Below are 17,802 nucleotides of genomic sequence, written 5' to 3'. Positions count from 1 at the left end.
GTTAATTAATTAGTTTAATTTATTGGATGAAAAATTATGAAGTCAAGGATAGTTAGAAGGAGAAATATATGTCTATTGCTATAAATAAGCCTACTATCATGGGAGATAGTTTCAAGCCTGTATCTCCTCATTTTAGGAATGTTCTTCTACCGCCAATTTTTATAATTATATTGGCTACACTAGGTAATTATTTTTATCAAAAATATATTTATTTTTTTGTTGATAAAACGGATTTGCCAGCGCTTAATATTGTTGAGCAATTTAGCTTTTATTTTTCTTTAGCTTTAAGTTTTTATTGGCTATTTACACGTATTATAAATAATTTTACAAAATACTTGCTATCTACCTCATTTCTAACTGCGCACCAAACAACAAGTATTTTACTACCCTTTTTTTCTAGCGTATTAAAAACAATTGTTTTTTTAATTTTGTTTAATGCATTAATTCCTTACTTAGGGTTACCAAGCCAATTTTCCTATTTCTTAGATAAATTAAGTAGTTGCTTAATTATTTGTGCTATATCTTGGATTTTATTTAAATTGGTTCATATAGCTGAACAGTTGCTTCTACATCGTTATAATAGTACAACTGATAATGCTTTAGCGCGGAAAATATATACCCAAACCTTAATCTTAAAGCGCATTGCTATGGCAATTATTGCAATTCTAACAGTGGGCGCAATTTTGATGTTATTTGATAATGTGCGTGCCTTAGGTGCTAGTGTTTTAACCACAGCTGGGGTAATCGGTTTGGTATTAACTTTTACTGCACAGCGCTCTTTAGCAAGTCTATTTTCGGGCTTAGAGATTGCTTTAACGCAACCTATTAAAATAGGTGATTCTGTAGTTATTGAGGATGAGTTTGGTGTTGTTGAGGAAATTAATTTTCGTAATGTCATTATTAAGTTATGGGATTGGCGACGTTTAGTTGTTCCAACCAATTATTTTCTTGAGCATTCTTTTCAAAATTGGAGTAGGGAAGAAAGTAATAATTTAATTGGAACAGTTTATCTATATGTAGACTTTACTTTACCTGTTGATGAAATGCGTGACGAGTTGAAGCGTGTTTTAAGTAACTCTGCGCTCTGGGATGGTAAAGTATGTAGTATTCAAGTAAGTGATGTGCAAGATAGAGTAATGGAGTTAAGAATTTTAGCAAGTGCGCGAACGCCTGGCGATGCTTGGGACCTACGTTGTGAAGTAAGAGAAAAGTTAATAGACTTTGTTGTTAGAACTCATCCAACAAGTCTACCTGTGACTCGTACTCGGCAAATACAATTAAGCGAAAAGAAAATTACAGCGTAAGCGGCATTTAATGTTTCTTGGGTTAGGGCTAACTTATTAATACTTAAATAAGTTTAAGTCACCATAGGGTAGCTAGAGCGAGTTCTTATTATAATTGGTTTTAATAATTGTAATAGAAAATAGCTGCCCTGTATTTATTTTACTTAATACTTACTTAATTTAATTAAGTTACAATCGCTGCTGCAAAACTAATACTCTATAAAAAATGTCCGATCATTTAGCAATTGTCAATTTATACAATGCCTTAAATTATTCAGAAGATAAAGAAGGCGTATGTAAGGGATTTGCATTACGTTGGTTAGAAGCTGTTTTCTTAGGTAATGAAGAAAGAGAACGTTTTGAAAAGCGCGTTAGATTTATTGCCTCAAATTTAACCCAGGATTTAGTTCAAGCTATTAACCAAGTTTTAAAAAAAGCAGGGCAAAATTTAACGGATGAAGATAAGTATCTCTTTGAAATTCTAGGTTTTTATGATCACTTGACCTTATTTCAATCATCAATTGACTGGTCTTTTCTAGTTAATAAACCATTTATTGAGCGTTTCGAAATACTTTCTTCTATTGCTTCTTCAGAGATGATTAACGACCAGGGCGGTTTAACGGTGCCTTACTCAGCTCCGTTTATGATGACTGAGAAAGAAATTAAAGAACATCTAGATAGATTAGAAGAATTATTAGAAGAAACGGCTTATTTGTCTAATAAGCCTATCGGTTTTTTAGTTGAGAATGCCAATCATACTACCGCTTTAATTTATACCCCAGGCCAGGGTTGGATGTATCGTGATGCTAATCAGGATCCGTTAGAAACTGCAAAATTACCTAATACTACTGACTATATAGCAGCAGCCCTTAAAAAGGGATTTGCTTATGATAATGACGGCTTTTACTCTGCTTTTAATATGAGCTTAGTATTAACTAAATCTGATCCGCGCCGTAACGTATTAAAAACAAAACTTGCAAACTTAAGACAACCTATTAGCAAAGATAGGGCTTGTTATCAATCTGATACAGTTAGCTTAGCTTATATTGCTGCTCAACATGGACACAATGATGTTATTAAAGACTTAATTAAAAAAGGAGCTAATCTAAATCAAGTACGTAGAGATAGCCTTACTCCACTTTGGATAGCTGTCCGCAATAAACATACTCAAGTCGTTAAGACTTTAGTAAAAGCCAAGGTTAACCTAAACGCTGTAGATAAAAAAACAGGAATCGCACCGCTGTGGCTTGCTGCTCAATGCGGCCATACTCAGATTGCTAAGATCCTAATTAAAGCTGGCGCCCTATTAGAAAAAGTAGATAGTAATCATGTGACCCCACTTTGGATAGCCGCTCAAAATGGCCATACTCAAATTGTAGAACTGTTGATTAAAGCAGGGGCTGTAATCAATCACCTAGGTAGTGATAATACAACTCCGCTCTTCATTGCTGCTCAAAATGGCCATACTCAGATTGTTGACATGTTAATTAAAAAGGGTGGTTTAATTAATCAACCCAATAAGAATGGCTGCACGCCATTATACATCGCTGCTCAAAATGGCCATATTGAGGTTGTTAAAATGTTAATTAAAGAAGGTGCCTTAATTAATCAAATGGGTGGAGCTAATACGACGCCATTGTACATCGCCGCTCAAAATGGTCATACTGAGGTCGTAAGAATGTTAATTAAAGAGGGTGTCTTAATTAATCAACCAAATAAGGATAACTGTACGCCATTATACATCGCCGCTCAAAATGGCCATACTCAAATTGTCGACATGTTAATTAAAGAAGGTGCCTTAATTAATCAGCCTAATAAGAATGGCTGCACACCATTGTATATAGCCGCTCAAAATGGCCATACTCAAATTGTCGACATGTTAATTAAAGCTGGCGCTTTACTTAACCAGACAGATATTGATGGTTTAACGCCGCTTCATATCGCAGCTCAAAATGGTCATATACAAGTTGTTGAAAGTTTAATTGCAGCAGGTGCGCTAATTGATTTAGTGGATAATGAAGATGTTACTCCTTTGTGGGTTGCTGCTTATAAGGGGCATAATTTAGTTGTTGAAGCCTTAATAAAAGCGCATGCCAATTTAGCGCAAATTGATTTAAAAGAAAAAATAACACCCCTTTGGATTAGTACTTATAATGGTCATATTTCTGTAGCTAAGTCATTGATTGCAGCAGGTGCTTCGCCTAATGTAATTCATAAACAATACGGTATAAGTCCACTTTGGTTAGCATCTGCTGCGGGACTGACATCATTGGTTGCAGACTTAATTGACGCACATGCTGATCTAAATAATATACGTATAGATAATGGCACTACACCGCTTTGGGTTGCTGCTTATGGAGGTTTTAGCTCAATTGTTGATACTTTAATTAAAGCAGGTGCTAAACTTCAACCAAATAATGAAGGTATTACCCCATTATGGATAGCTGCCCAGGAAGGCCATGAAGACGTTGTTAAACTATTAATAAGCTTCAATAATGATTATATTCATTCATGCAAATTCAAAGTTAGTAAATTAAAATCTTTTGTAGGAGATAAAGATAATAATAGCCAACAAAGAATGAATTTATTTTTAAAAGGTAAGCAAGAAAATGAGGAGATATTACTTGCTCCTTATGATATTGCTAGAATTATGGGGCATGATGCAATTGCTGAGCTTATTAAAAAGCAAGATACCCAAAAAATCAACCTTGAATATTCTCGTTTTTTTGCCAAGAAAAAATTCAGCTCATTGCTTACAGAGTTTAATCATCAAGCAGATAAGAACATACAAATTAGCAGGTAATTACTTTTTAAGCAAAATTTGTACTTTAGAGATATTTAGTTACGGTAAAACGATAATTATTTAGATAATTTTTTCACAGTATCACTTAAGTCTTCTACCTCACCTGAATAATGATAATAAACGCGCTTATGGGTGCAATCAATAATACATAATGGCTCTTTAGGTTGATTATCTAGTTGCTTAAAGACCCAATATAGACCTACTTCAGTATCTTGTTGTACCAATTTTAAAAGGTCTAGCATTTTATCTTTTTCAATTTCAGCATAAGTGCAAATTAAGCCTGCAACATTACTATTTATTTTATAAGCGAAATGTCTTTCTTTCATAATTAATTCCTAGGTACTTGTTTGTAAAATTCTTTGCCTTGAGCCCTGGAGCCTTGTTTGAAACTTAATAGGAACGTTATATCTTTCTTAATTAAAGCTTATTAAATAAATTTAATGATTACAAATACAGCAATCAGTTAATAAAGTTTATAATTAGGTAAGAGTAAAATTATTCATATTTTAAATGCCAAGTATTGTAGGAAAATTTCTGGATTAACAAACAAAAAAAGGAGATAAATTAATTAGTTATTTAAGAATATAATCTCGCCCTAAAAGATTTTTTAGGGCGAGATTATATAGAGCTAGTCAAATTATGCATTTGCAGTAAAAAGCTTAAGGCTTTTTATTAAATAAGTGTTTTAAAGCGAAATCTTTACCTATACATTCGCCAATAGAATGTCCCCATTTTCCTGCATTTTGCTGATTAATTGTTGCAGGAATTTGAGAATAGAGTTCTTTTTGACATTTATCAACGCTTTCAGGTATTAAACTAACACATTTATCGTAGTTAATATTAACTTCAGTGAGGCGTTTATTAAGTGTTTCATCCTGCATAAAACCTTTGCAAATTAAATCAGGCACAACAGCTTTTAATTTTGATAACCATTCATCTTTGGTCATTTCTTGAGCAGAGCTACTAGCAGAACTGCTATCTTTATTATTAGTGTTAGATTCACCACCAAAATTAGTAAGAGCAAAATCAGTACCTATACATTCCCCCATCGTTTTACCCCATTTTGATGCACTATCTTTGTCCATCGTTGCAGGAAGATCTGAGTAATACTTGCTTTTACATTTATCAAAACTAGCAGGAATTAAACTTACGCATTTATCGTAATCGATATTTTCTGCTTTTAAACGTTTATTAAGTTCATCATTTTGTGTAAAGTTTTTGCAAATAATGCCGGGTACTACCTCTCGCATTTTAGAAAGCCATTCATCTTTACCTCTTGATTGATCATCTGTAGAAGTTGCACTTGTTGAAGAAGAAGTTGTATTGGTTGTTGAACTAGCATTCGTGTCAGTCGCTGCTGCCGCTACAGCAAATGAGGATAAAGAAAGGCTAGTTAAATAGAACAATGTATTTAATATATATTTTTTTAACATAATAATATCCCTTTCATAAAATGTTTATTTATTAAAGAATAGCCTTAAAATCATAGAATACATAATTATTGCTTTGCTTTAATAATATAATTGTCTATTAAACGTACATTTCCGATTTTAACTGCTATAAATCGGCGATTTTCATGCTCTATAAAGTATTCGACACTTAACTCATTTTCCTTTAATTGCTTTAAAATTTCATTATAAGGTTTATCTTGATGGAATATGGTAGCAAAGCGTTCTGCTAATTCGCGCTCATTAATAGTAAGAAGATTGTTGCGAGAACTGTAAGCAAGTTGACTTGTTTCACGAATTGTTGGGCAAACCTTTATAGAAATAGGCATAAAAAAAGCGTTAACCATATCGCGAATTAGACAGTATTGCTGATAGTCTTTTTCACCAAAATAGGCATTTTGGGGCCTAACTAAATTGAGTAATTTCATAACTATCGTTAACACACCATTAAAGTGGCCAGGTCGATAGGCGCCTTCCATAATTTGGGAAAATTCAGTTTCTATAACTTTATATCTATAATCATCGGGATATATTGCTTGCTCTGTCGGAGTGAGGCAGTAATCAACACCATTTTCTTCTAGTAATTTAAGATCTAATTCTAAGGTACGTGGATAATTAGTATAATCATCGGGCTGATTAAATTGGGTTGGATTAATAAAGATACTAACAACTGTCAGCTCATTTTCACTTTTACTAATCTGCATTAAAGAGCTATGGCCTTTATGTAAATTACCCATGGTAGGTACAAAACCTAAACTTAAGTGAGGATCTAGTGTATTTCTAAAATTGATCCAGTCATTTAAATTATTAAAAACTTGCATGAATTATCCTAGTAAATAATTAAATTAGGCTGCTTTTTAAGCAGCCTTTGGAAAAGTGATTTAATTAGTAAGCGTAGCTCTCTGATGGAAAGTCGCTTTGTTGAACATCCTGAATATAATTATTAATTGCTGTTAACACAGTACTTTTAGAATTTGTAAATTGTTTTACAAATTTAGGTACAAAATCTTGTTGTAAACCTAACATATCGTGCCAAACTAAAACTTGGCCATCAGTTACAGAACCTGCACCTATACCTATAGTAGGAATAGATAGGCTATTAGTTATTTTTTTTGCTAATGCTTGAGGAATGCATTCAAGAACGAGCGCTGAACAGCCAGAAGCTTCTAGATTTTTTGCTTGTTGTAATAGTTGATTTGCTTTTTCATCGTCTCGACCTTGAACTTTATAGCCACCATACTGATAAATAGATTGCGGCATTAGGCCTATATGGCCGAGTATAGGAATACCAGAAGACACTAGATAAGCAATAGTACGGCAAGTATCATCATCTCCACCTTCAATTTTAATTGCCTCGGCGCCAGCTTGTATTAATTTTTTAACGTTGATGATTGTTTCAGCTTGAGACGAACGATGGCAAAGAAAGGGTAGGTCGCTTATTATTAATTGATGTGTAATGCCGCGAGCTACTGCTTGGGTATGCAAAACCATCATATCAATTGTTGCCATCACTGTACTAGAATGGCCATGAACAACCATGGCAACACTATCCCCAACTAAAACGCAATCTAATTGCGATTCAGCAATAATTTTAGCAGAAAGATAATCATAGCAGGTCAGCATCGTTATTTTTTCGCCAGCCAGCTTTTTTTTAGCAAATTCGTTAATATTCATTTATTTACCCCCTAATTGAAAGGAGTAAATACAGATAAAATTTAAGAGCATTGGTACCTGTCTCATGGATCAAGTCCTCCAAAAATTGTTAATAGACTTCTTTTGAAACTCACTGCAAAAAAGTCTAATGTAAATTCCTATGTTTGATATCAAACGAAGGGTCTAGGTCGCTGCAATTTGTCAGCGCAAAATAAGTTTAAAGGACGCGCAACAAATTGCAAGATCGGTTATTATTAATACTTTAATAAGTTATGAATGAATTTATGTTACCTATCGCAAATTTAATCACGCCTGGTGAGCATACCTTTCTTTTTCAAGGCAAAGCTGGTCGCTTAGCAGCTATATTAACGCTCCCCAATGAAATAAATTTTAATTACTTAGCGCTATTAGGTCACCCCCATTCGCTGCAGGGTGGTACAATGAACAACAAAGTTGTTACAACCATGGCGCGCTCATTTAAAGAATTAGGTATTCCTTCAATTCGATTTAATTTTCGTGGTGTCGGTGCGTCGGAAGGTCAGTATGATGCGGGCATAGGTGAAAGTGAGGATATGTTGGTTTTACAACAGCTTTGGCGGCAACAATACCCTGATACCCAATTTATATTCTCTGGCTTTTCTTTTGGTTCTTTTGTAGCTTACAGAGCGGCAGCAAAAAGTGATTCTATTCTTTTAATCACTATAGCGCCCCCTTTTCATCACTATAATTATTTAGAATTTAAAGCACCAAAACCGTGGTTTATTTTACAAGGTGAAGAAGATGAAATTTCACCTTTAGATATGGTTCTTGATTTTGCTAATCAAGCTAACCCTAAAATCCCTGTCATTTGCTTTCCCACAACGGGGCATTTCTTTCATGGCAATTTACTTTTATTAAAATCTAAACTAATGGATATAGTGCGTACACAGGTATTAAGCTTATGAGCTTACTTAATCAATACAACGCAGCTATTGATTCTGGTGATATACAGGATAGCCCTTCGCAGCGTCAAGTTTTAATTCACCTAGATAGATTAATTAGTGATTTTTCCAATCAGAAAAAAAGTTGGTTTAATTGGCTTAAGAAATCCTCATTAAAAGGTATTTATATTTATGGGCCAGTTGGTGTTGGTAAAACCTTTTTAATGGATCTTTTTTTTAACACTATCTCGTTAGAGAAAAAATTACGTTTCCACTTTCATCATTTTATGCAACAAGTAGATGCGCAGTTACGTCAATTGCAAGGGATACCTAATCCACTACAACGGATAGCAGCAGATATTGCTAAAAGAGCGCAATTACTGTGTTTTGATGAATTTATGGTAGATGATATTGCTTATGCAATGATTTTAGCTGAGCTTATGCAAGCTTTATTTGCACGAGATGTGGTTTTAATTGCTACATCAAACTCAGCACCTGATGATTTATATCGTAATGGTGTACAGCGTGCCCGTTTTCTACCAGCAATTACTGCTATCAAAAAGCATTGTGAAGTTATTCATCTAAGTAATAAGCAAGATTATCGTTTAAGTCGCGAATTAGATTTTGAAACTTATATTTATCCCTTAACAGAAGAAACAACTAACCTTTTAAATAGACAGTTTGACTATATTGCACCTGCTGCCCAAACTACAGGGACATTAATAGTTCAAAAGCGCGAAATTCCTTATATTAAACTAAGCGATCGAGTTGTTTGGTTTGATTTTAAATTTATTTGTAATTTACCCCGTAGTCAATTGGACTATTTAGAAATAGCTGAGCGCTTTGATACTGTTTTTGTAAGCGATATTCCAGTATTAGGAGAAAGTGATACCGTATTTGCTATTTTATTGATTCACTTTATTGATGTTATGTATGATCAAGGCATTCGTTTAGTATTATCTGCTGCAGCTCCTATTGATGAACTTTATATACAAGGTGAGATGAAACAGGCTTTCAAGCGAACACAAAGTCGCCTACATGAGATGCAATCAAAAGATTATATTCAACGCCATCCAAGACGTACTATGTCTTATTTAACTTAAAAACAAGAATTTTGGATAAAGCCCGGTTAAAATAATTTATTTTCATTCAAAATGAGAATGATTATCGCTATCATCTATGCTAAAATACACCAAAAGATTTAAATTTTTGCAATCTATCCAATTTAGCTAAGAATAGAATGAAAAAAATTCATATTAATGATTTACATAAAGGTGACCATGTCCGGTTGGTAAATTTTGGTAATACTAATTTAATTTACCGTAAGCGCTTATTATCTTTAGGTATAACGCGTGGTGTGGAAATAAAAGTAATAAGAGTTGCACCGCTAGGTTGCCCTTTGCAAATAGAAATACGGGGAACATCAATTACTTTACGTAAAGAAGAAGCTGATGAACTAGAGTGGGAACCTGTATGACACATATTTTATTATTAGGAAATCCCAATTGTGGTAAAACAACATTATTTAATGCGCTTACGAGTGATAATCAAAAGATTGGTAATTGGCCGGGGGTAACAGTAGAAAAAAAAACAGGATTTTTTCAATTTGCCAATCAAACAATAGAAATTACTGACTTACCAGGTGTGTATTCCCTAAACTCCTCCTATATCCTAAGTCAGGATGAAAAGATTACAGCCCATTCTATTCTCACAATCCCTGCCGATATTATTATTAATGTTATAGATGCTTGTCATTTAGAACGGCATCTTTATTTAACAAGCCAACTTCTTGAACTAGGTAAACCTATTATTATTGCACTTAATATGAGTGATATTGCTAAGCAAAGAGGTATTTCTATTGACACCGCGCTTTTGTCAAAGCAATTGAACTGCCCGATCATCGCTATTCAAGCTCACAAAAAAATAGGTCTTACTGAGTTACAACATGCGGTAGCCGCCAAACTAGTTAAACCCAACAACTTTAATCTGACCCTGCCTGTAGATTTGCAACAAAGAATCAATAAAATTAAGCAAAATCTTATCTCAAATTATCATTTATCTGCAAATTTAGCCCAATATTACACTTTGCGAACTTTAGAAGGTGATCAGTGTTTAATAGAAACTATGTTAGGCGCAGTGAATACAGAGGGGTTTGAGAAAGGTCCGGACGACGATATTGTCATCGCTGATGCACGTTATCAGGTAATTCATCAATTAGTTAATTTAACTCAGAAAAAACTTAGCGATACTAGCGAACATTTCACAGCAAAGATAGACCGTATCATATTGCATCGATTTTTTGCGTTGCCCATTTTTTTTGCTGTCATGTACTCAATGTTTTTATTTGCCATCAATATTGGCGGTGCTTTGCAAGACTTTTTTGAAATGAGTTCAAGTGCACTCTTTGTCCAAGGCCCTGAATGGTTATTATTAAAACTACATTCTCCCCAATGGTTAATTGCTTTAATTGCGCAGGGCATAGGAATTGGTATTACGACAACGGTTGCATTTATTCCAGTTATTGGCGCCATGTTTTTCTTTTTAGCATTACTAGAGACCTCTGGATATATGGCACGAGCTGCTTTTGTAGTTGATAAGTTCATGCGTATGCTTGGATTACCGGGAAAAGCATTCGTACCGATGATTGTTGGTTTTGGCTGTAATGTGCCTGCGATTATGGCGGCGCGCACGTTGGATTCAGACAGAGAACGCCTATTAACGATTGTTATGAGTCCTTTTATGTCTTGTAGTGCTCGTTTAGCAATCTATTCCGTATTTGTAGCAGCCTTTTTCCCGAGAGGAGGACAAAATATTGTCTTTTGCCTTTATATGACTGGGATTGTATTGGCTGTATTGACAGGTTTTATGTTACGTAAAACTATTTTACAAGGTTATTCATCGCCATTAATTCTTGAGTTACCTGCTTATCATAGGCCAACTATAAAGCGATTATTGAAAGAAATGTTTTCTCGACTACGTTATTTTATTATTCGTGCCGGTCGCTTAATTATTCCTGTTTGTATTATCTTAAGTGGGTTAAATGCACTAACAATAAACGGCGGTTTTAGTAGTGATCAAGCAAATGCTCAATCTATATTATCGTTATTAGGTCAATGGGTTACTCCGTTATTTTCACCAATGGGAATTGAGCCTAATAATTGGCCTGCAACAGTAGGTCTACTAACAGGTATGCTTGCAAAAGAAGTAGTTATTGGGTCTTTAAATTCACTCTATGCGCAATTAGCACATCTTAATAGTAGTGCTCATCTTTCTTTAACATTTAATTTATGGCAATCATTGCAAGAAGCTTTTTGGTCGATTCCCCATAATTTATCTGAATTAGGCCATGCTTTTGTCAATCCTATCTTGGCAAGTGCGCCTGACAATGAGGTATCACAAACAGTATATGGTAAAATGGCGCAGCTTTTTGATGGCCAAGCAGGCGCGTTTGCTTATTTACTCTTTGTACTACTTTATATTCCTTGTGTGTCTACAATGGCTGTAATTAGACAGGAAGCGAATCGAAAAATTATGTGGTTTTCCGTAAGTTGGTCATTACTCATTGCTTATGCTTCTGCAGTCATTTTCTATCAAGCGGCACGATTTATGGAACATCCAGCACTTTCTTTATTTTGGATTATGCTAATGTTAATAAGTATTGGACTATTTATAGCTAAACTTTATTATCAAAATTTTTCTTCAGGAAATAAGTATGCTCTTACAGATTCTTAATTATTTACGTCGTGAAGGAATAGCAAGTAATCAGCAACTAGCTCGAGAGTTTAATTTAGATTTAATGGCTTTAGAGCCTATGCTTGATATATGGCTGAAACGGGGCATAATTGCTTTTTGTCAGAATGAAGTGCATTGTCAGAAAAGCTGTCTTAAAAATTGTCATAAGCAGGCGGTAGTCTATTACAGAATAACGTGATTTCGCCACAAAAAGACTAACTTCCTTTCATATCAAATTTATCTTAAATTAAATATATTGGCTTGAAATTTTAGAAAAAGTACTAAATTTACACTTTTTTTGCTATTTTTTTGTTAAAGCGTTTCATGCTTAAGTATTAATTTTAGGCTAAGATACGGTTATACATTAAAACGAGTAATAAACATGGCAAATGCAATAGACATCTCCGATCCAAATTTTGAGCAGCAGATGGAAGAGATGCGGCAGAGAATTGTAGTTGATAACTATGATGATCCTGTTGTCCTTATTGAGAGGGTTTACCAACTTTGGTGGCATTGGGCAAATTTTGATCTCCTCATTGTTAATCCTGTTATTGAACCTATTTCACCTCCTTTAATCATAGAACCTGAGCTAATCGGTGATAATGAATATGAGTTTGTTTACACTATTTTAGATTGGGGCCATAGATTAAGTACATCTAAAGCACAAGATATGTATACGGCTGGTATGTCTATGTGTAAGTTGTATTTTACTATTGAAAAAATGATTTATCTTCTAATTGAGCGTTTAAAATCAGGGGGCACTAATCCTGAAACGGAAGTACAAGTTGCTTTTAGTGGGCATGAAAAGGCTCAACGTAAGGCTTTTGAGTCCATTATTAATTTAAATTATAATGTTGTGGTGACCAACTTTGATCCGGGTGCTTGGGGAGAAAGGTATCTTAAATTAGTTAAAACCTTAAACGATAGGGGTTATGGCTATCCATCCGAATCACCCCGGCAGCCTTATTTACAGCATGCTAGTTCTGGACCTAAGGTTTCGCGGTAATAGTTTTAACCCTCTACTTATTACACTCTTATTCTCAGGGGGCTGCCCCTTCATAGATTCTTTTTCTGTATCATATTTACGGCATTTATTCTCATTATTAAGAGTAGAACCAGCTTTGTCTAATATTAGACGCATGGCTGAATATTTTTCCTCTCTATATTTTTCTTAAATTCCTGTATTTAAGTAGTTTAAGGTGACTTAGGAATATTATTAAAGACAGATTCTAAATCACTATCATCTGCAAAAGAATTACTGGTGCCTTGACTGTTATCAGGGGTACTATCTAAACCTACAGCTGCAGAGCTTAGCGGATTATTAGTATAACTTGAGGTGTTTTGTGGCATTAAGGTGACGTCAGATGATTGATTTTCCTTTAGCAGCTCTTGCATTATACTATCTACTTCGTGCTCAGCTTCCTGCCTTATTTGCTCATCTCTAGATTTTCTCTGGCTATCGTAAGTGTTACGTAAATCATCATTTCTCAGATAATTATCATAGGTTTCTTCTAGTTGTTTTAATAATTGTTCTCTGTCTTTCTCACTTATAGACGCATCTTGATTTATAGTTCTTTCTGTTTCTAAATAAGCTTTCCAAATTTCCTGGCTGCTTGCATCTGGATTGACCCGATAGTCATATAAGGATCATCATTTTTTAAGCCAGCTTGAGCCCGGCCTGTAACTTGTCTAATAGCATCACTTGTCATATCTAATTTGATTGAAATTTTTAAATTTTGTAGTAATTTTAGTCTAAAGCTATTGGGAATTAGCAAAAGCTTAATCTTAATTTTATTAAGACAGCCTTAAAGCATGAATACCAAAAAAGTAAGTTTTAACGGTAATAAGAGACTGAAAATAAACAAAGATAGATTTATTAAAGTGCAGAAACTTTACATAATCTAATTTTGGTCCACTTAAAGAGAAAATATTGTGGGTTTTTAAATCTTAAAAATCCATAACTTATTGCAGGCAAAGCAAAACATAACCATAAAAAAGCCTGCAATAGCGTTAACTGCTCTCTATTAGTAACCAATTTCAGTTGCCAAGTTTTTAAACCTATTGTTTGTCCACCAAATTTAAAGCATAAGAGATAATAAAAGAATATGCCGGCTACAAGTAAAAATTGATACCAACGAGTGCCAGCAGGAATAAATGATTGAGGATTAAAAATTAGGGAAACGGCTGTTATAAAAAATAATAGCGCTAAAACAATTAATAAATCATAAATACTAGCAAGTATAAGTCTAACTACCATTTCTATTTTCCATTTGTGCTAGATTGTGCACAAATAATGTGTATTTTTACCGTGCTAATATCCATTTTATGACCAAAAATATCTTCGCCTCTTTATATTGAACTCACATTAATAACAATTATTTCTCTTTTTGCACATACACTTTGCGCTAAAAAGACAGAGTGGTATACTTCTAGCTCTTGCTACGCCTGCAGGGCGAGAAACAGCGATTCGATTTAAATACTGCCATTAGTTTACTTTATGACATGTGATGTAAAGCTGACATCTAGCCAGCGGTTTGTAATTAGTTATATTTAAAATAAAACAGGTTTATAAGCTTACAATACTTATATTAGGTAGTTAAGTTAAAAGTTGATGTTTAAAGAATTTAAGATATTTATTAAATTCTATCTACTTATTAGATAGAAACTAGCTATTTCATTATTTACTGAAGGATAAATTATAACGTGAACAAGAAGAGACCAGTAAACCTTGATTTAACCACAATAAAATTTCCTCCTATGGCAATTGCGTCCATTTTGCATCGAATTTCAGGCCTTGCCTTATTTTTACTCTTTCCTATCGTCCTTTATTATCTTGAGTTATCTTTAGCGAGCCCTGCTTCCTTCATACATTTGCAATCGACATTGAGTGGTATAGGAGCAAAATTAATTCTTTGGGCCTTTAGCGCAGCTTTAATTTATCATTTACTAGCGGGTATTCGTCATTTAATTATGGATGCAGGTTATGGTGAGCATTTAGATTCAGGCCGTAAAAGTGCTATTTTTGTGATTATAGCTGCAATTATTTTAACTCTACTTCTAGGATTTTGGATATGGTAAGCAATGTCACTAGTTTAACAGGAAATGGTTTAAAAGATTGGCTAATTCAGCGAGCTACGGCCATCTATTTTGCGTTATACTGTCTTTTTTTATTTGGTTTTTTATTGTTTCATCCACATTTACAATATCAACTATGGCATACCTTATTTTCTAACGTATTTTTTAAAGCTGCAACTATTATGGCGCTAGTAGCTTTCTCTTTACATACGTGGGTGGGTGTGTGGACAGTTACGACTGATTATGTTAAATCCACCTGCTGGCGTCTATTTTTGCAAATGGTTGTTCTAATTTGGCTTAGTGCCCAATTTATTTGGGGTTTAATGATTGTATGGGGGCAATAATATGAATATGCCAATTGCAAGGAATAAATTTGATGCAGTTATTATTGGTGCCGGCGGCGCTGGTATGCGCGCTGCTTTACAGCTTGCTAATTCAGGCTTAAAAGTGGCTTTACTTTCTAAAGTATTTCCAACTCGATCACATACTGTCTCCGCCCAAGGTGGTATTACATCTGCATTAGGCAATGCTCATCCAGACGATTGGCGATGGCATATGTATGATACGGTAAAAGGCGCTGATTATATTGGTGATCAAGATTGCATTGAATATTTATGTAAGACAGGTCCTGAAGCAGTTTATGAATTAGAGCATATGGGATTACCATTTTCGCGTATGGATAATGGTACAATTTATCAACGCCAATTTGGCGGGCAGTCGAAAAATTTTGGTGGAGAACAGGCTGCTCGAACTTGTGCCGCAGCTGATAGAACGGGTCATGCTCTTTTACATACTTTGTATCAGCAAAATTTAAAAGCCAAAACGCATGTTTTTAGCGAATGGTATGCACTTGATTTTGTTAAAGATGCTCATGGACGAATTGCTGGCGTTACGGCTTTATCAATAGAGACTGGTGAAATTGTTTTTTACCAAACTCGGGTGTGTATTTTAGCTACTGGTGGCGCAGGCCGTATTTTTCAGTCGACAACAAATGCCTACATTAATACAGGTGATGGCTTTGGAATGGCACTAAGAGCAGGCATTCCATTACAAGATATGGAAATGTGGCAATTCCATCCAACTGGTATTGCTGGTGCTGGAACACTTGTTACAGAAGGTTGTCGCGGTGAAGGGGGGTATCTAATTAATAAAGATGGGGAGCGTTTTATGGAACGTTACGCACCTCGTGTAAAAGATTTAGCTTCCCGAGATGTCGTTGCTCGTTCAATGGCTTTAGAAATTCGTGCAGGTCGAGGCTTTGATCCTAATGGTATTGATCATGTTAAATTAAAGTTAGATCACTTAGGTGCGGATTTGATTATGTCCCGTCTGCCCGGTATTCGAGAATTATCTATAAAATTTGCAGGTGTTGATCCTATTGTTGAGCCAATACCTGTTGTACCAACTTGCCATTATAGTATGGGCGGTATACCGACTAATATTCATGGCCAGGTTCTAATGCACAAAGATGGTACTGATCAAATTATTGAAGGATTATATGCTGTTGGGGAATGTGCTTGTGTTTCCGTACATGGTGCTAATCGCTTAGGTGGAAATTCTTTACTTGACTTAGTTGTTTTTGGCCGTGCTGCTGGTTTACATGTTGAAGAATTATGGCTTGCTAATGAGCTTCCTGATATAGCTTACATTTCAGATGATGATCTTGCACCTGCATTAGAGCGCTATTTGCGTTGGGAGAATTCTACAGATGGTGAGAGCCCTGCTGAAATTCGGGACGCTATGCAGCGTGTTATGCAAGAAGATTTTGGTGTTTTTCGTACAGGTAAGGTGATGGAAGAGGGTTTGCACCGTTTACAGGCGCTTCGAGAACGCTTAAAACATGCTAAACTAAGTGACAAAAGCCACATTTTTAACACAGAACGTATTGCTGCCTTAGAATTAGATAACTTAATGGCCACCGCTTATGCAAGTGCCCATTCAGCTTTAGCTCGTACTGAGAGTCGAGGTGCTCACAGCCGTGAAGATTATCCTAAACGAGATGACGCTAATTGGATAAAACATACTTTGTATTTTGAGGAAGGGGAGCGTATTGATTTTCGGCCTGTAAATACAGCACCTAAATACGTCGAGCCATTTGCGCCGAAAGAACGCGTTTATTAAGGGGGTATGTTATGGCTGATTATAAAAAATTAACTTTATCCATTTATCGATATAATCCTGAAGCTGAAGGTAATGAAAAGCCTTATATGCAAGATTATACATTGGAAATTCCTGCTAAAAGTGATCCTATGCTTTTAACATTGCTTGAGCGAATTAAAGCTGAGCAAGATGTTACTTTAGCTTACAGGCGCTCCTGTCGTGAAGGGGTTTGCGGTTCTGACGGTATGAATATTAATGGAACTAATGGCTTAGCTTGTATTACATCTCTTTCGCAACTTAATACAAATAAAATAGTTATCCGTCCTTTACCAGGATTTCCGGTTATTCGGGATCTAGTTGTTGATATGACACAATTTTATCAGCAATATGAACGTGTGGAACCTTATTTGCAAAATGACAGTAATATGCCAGCAAAAGAACGGCTGCAAACACCGGCAGAACGCTCATTATTAGATGGTTTATATGAGTGCATTTTATGCGCTTGCTGTACAAGTTCATGTCCATCTTATTGGTGGAACCCAGATAAATTTATAGGGCCAGCAGGGCTTTTACAGGCACGCCGATTTTTAGCTGATAGTCGAGATACTGCAACGGCACACCGCTTAGATAAATTGCAAGATCCATTTAGTGTATTTCGTTGCCGCACTATTATGAATTGCGCAAATGTTTGCCCGAAGGGACTCAATCCGGCGCAGGCGATTAGTCATATTCGCCTGCAAATGTTGAATCAGGAAACATAAATAATTTTTTCTGAGTTGCTTTAAATA

The 17,802-nt window shown here is 35.1% G+C and carries 19 protein-coding genes; 12 read left to right on the top strand and 7 right to left on the bottom strand.

The annotated features are described in order from the left end of the window. Positions 1-68: 68 nt before the first annotated feature. A complete protein-coding gene (locus tag DYH30_RS14135) occupies positions 69-1,304 on the top strand; it encodes a mechanosensitive ion channel family protein (RefSeq protein WP_115332262.1) in 1,236 nt (411 codons plus the stop codon). 205 nt (positions 1,305-1,509) lie between these two features. Then, positions 1,510-4,086 (top strand): ankyrin repeat domain-containing protein, encoded by a 2,577-nt coding sequence (locus DYH30_RS14130; RefSeq protein ID WP_115332261.1) that lies wholly within the window; start codon positions 1,510-1,512, stop codon positions 4,084-4,086. 56 nt (positions 4,087-4,142) lie between these two features. Here DYH30_RS14130 and DYH30_RS14125 read toward each other — a convergent pair whose 3' ends face one another. The 4 genes from DYH30_RS14125 to panB all read right to left on the bottom strand — a co-directional run bounded on the left by DYH30_RS14125 (position 4,143) and on the right by panB (position 7,208). Then, positions 4,143-4,412, bottom strand: a complete 270-nt coding sequence (locus DYH30_RS14125) for a hypothetical protein (protein ID WP_115332260.1) — start codon at positions 4,410-4,412, stop codon at positions 4,143-4,145. Between the two features lie 333 nt (positions 4,413-4,745). Then, complete coding sequence (locus DYH30_RS14120; protein ID WP_115332259.1) at positions 4,746-5,519, bottom strand: hypothetical protein; 774 nt, start codon at positions 5,517-5,519, stop codon at positions 4,746-4,748. 65 nt (positions 5,520-5,584) lie between these two features. Further along, complete coding sequence (gene panC / locus DYH30_RS14115) at positions 5,585-6,355, bottom strand: pantoate--beta-alanine ligase (protein ID WP_115332258.1); 771 nt, start codon at positions 6,353-6,355, stop codon at positions 5,585-5,587. Positions 6,356-6,419: 64 nt separating this feature from the next. Further along, entirely contained in the window at positions 6,420-7,208 is a 789-nt protein-coding gene (gene panB, locus DYH30_RS14110; RefSeq protein WP_115332257.1) for a 3-methyl-2-oxobutanoate hydroxymethyltransferase, read from the bottom strand. A gap of 263 nt (positions 7,209-7,471) precedes the next feature. On the opposite strand from panB, the gene DYH30_RS14105 reads away from it, so the two are divergent. The 6 genes from DYH30_RS14105 to DYH30_RS14080 all read left to right on the top strand — a co-directional run bounded on the left by DYH30_RS14105 (position 7,472) and on the right by DYH30_RS14080 (position 12,845). Then, on the top strand, positions 7,472-8,131 hold the full coding sequence (locus DYH30_RS14105; RefSeq protein ID WP_115332256.1) for an alpha/beta hydrolase: 660 nt from the start codon (positions 7,472-7,474) through the stop codon (positions 8,129-8,131). Continuing rightward, positions 8,128-9,210, top strand: a complete 1,083-nt coding sequence (gene zapE, locus DYH30_RS14100) for a cell division protein ZapE (RefSeq protein ID WP_115332255.1) — start codon at positions 8,128-8,130, stop codon at positions 9,208-9,210. The genes DYH30_RS14105 and zapE overlap by 4 nt, the downstream gene beginning before the upstream one ends. A gap of 137 nt (positions 9,211-9,347) precedes the next feature. Further along, the gene (locus DYH30_RS14095) at positions 9,348-9,584 is read left to right on the top strand and encodes a FeoA family protein (RefSeq protein ID WP_165482125.1); all 237 of its coding nucleotides are present in this window, start codon (positions 9,348-9,350) and stop codon (positions 9,582-9,584) included. Continuing rightward, on the top strand, positions 9,581-11,839 hold the full coding sequence (gene feoB, locus DYH30_RS14090) for a Fe(2+) transporter permease subunit FeoB (protein ID WP_115332254.1): 2,259 nt from the start codon (positions 9,581-9,583) through the stop codon (positions 11,837-11,839). Before DYH30_RS14095 ends, feoB begins: the two co-directional genes overlap by 4 nt. Further along, positions 11,820-12,038, top strand: coding sequence for a FeoC-like transcriptional regulator (locus tag DYH30_RS14085; RefSeq protein ID WP_115332253.1), 219 nt, complete (start codon positions 11,820-11,822; stop codon positions 12,036-12,038). The genes feoB and DYH30_RS14085 overlap by 20 nt, the downstream gene beginning before the upstream one ends. 183 nt (positions 12,039-12,221) lie before the next feature. After that, complete coding sequence (locus DYH30_RS14080) at positions 12,222-12,845, top strand: virulence factor (protein ID WP_115332252.1); 624 nt, start codon at positions 12,222-12,224, stop codon at positions 12,843-12,845. 188 nt (positions 12,846-13,033) lie between these two features. On the opposite strand, the gene DYH30_RS17860 is transcribed toward DYH30_RS14080, so the two are convergent. From DYH30_RS17860 to DYH30_RS14070, 3 genes are all read right to left on the bottom strand, one after another. Then, positions 13,034-13,234: a hypothetical protein gene (locus tag DYH30_RS17860; protein ID WP_131740642.1), complete on the bottom strand. Its 201-nt coding sequence runs from the start codon at positions 13,232-13,234 to the stop codon at positions 13,034-13,036. Between the two features lie 188 nt (positions 13,235-13,422). Next, a complete protein-coding gene (locus DYH30_RS18585; protein ID WP_278043122.1) occupies positions 13,423-13,548 on the bottom strand; it encodes a hypothetical protein in 126 nt (41 codons plus the stop codon). Positions 13,549-13,715: 167 nt separating this feature from the next. Then, complete coding sequence (locus tag DYH30_RS14070; protein ID WP_115332250.1) at positions 13,716-14,096, bottom strand: RDD family protein; 381 nt, start codon at positions 14,094-14,096, stop codon at positions 13,716-13,718. Positions 14,097-14,542: 446 nt separating this feature from the next. On the opposite strand from DYH30_RS14070, the gene sdhC reads away from it, so the two are divergent. From sdhC to DYH30_RS14050, 4 genes are read left to right on the top strand one after another with little or no spacing between them, the layout of a single operon-like run. Continuing rightward, positions 14,543-14,917, top strand: a complete 375-nt coding sequence (gene sdhC / locus DYH30_RS14065) for a succinate dehydrogenase, cytochrome b556 subunit (protein WP_115332249.1) — start codon at positions 14,543-14,545, stop codon at positions 14,915-14,917. Continuing rightward, entirely contained in the window at positions 14,911-15,258 is a 348-nt protein-coding gene (gene sdhD, locus DYH30_RS14060; RefSeq protein WP_115332248.1) for a succinate dehydrogenase, hydrophobic membrane anchor protein, read from the top strand. Before sdhC ends, sdhD begins: the two co-directional genes overlap by 7 nt. A gap of 7 nt (positions 15,259-15,265) precedes the next feature. Next, positions 15,266-17,035, top strand: a complete 1,770-nt coding sequence (sdhA, locus tag DYH30_RS14055) for a succinate dehydrogenase flavoprotein subunit (RefSeq protein ID WP_115332597.1) — start codon at positions 15,266-15,268, stop codon at positions 17,033-17,035. Between the two features lie 11 nt (positions 17,036-17,046). Next, positions 17,047-17,775 (top strand): succinate dehydrogenase iron-sulfur subunit, encoded by a 729-nt coding sequence (locus DYH30_RS14050; RefSeq protein ID WP_115332247.1) that lies wholly within the window; start codon positions 17,047-17,049, stop codon positions 17,773-17,775. Positions 17,776-17,802 lie beyond the last annotated feature (27 nt).

The organism is Legionella busanensis (genome assembly GCF_900461525.1).
In the GTDB taxonomy this organism is placed as follows: Bacteria; Pseudomonadota; Gammaproteobacteria; order Legionellales; family Legionellaceae; genus Legionella_C; species Legionella_C busanensis.
This window is presented reverse-complemented; position numbering and strand designations above follow the sequence as displayed.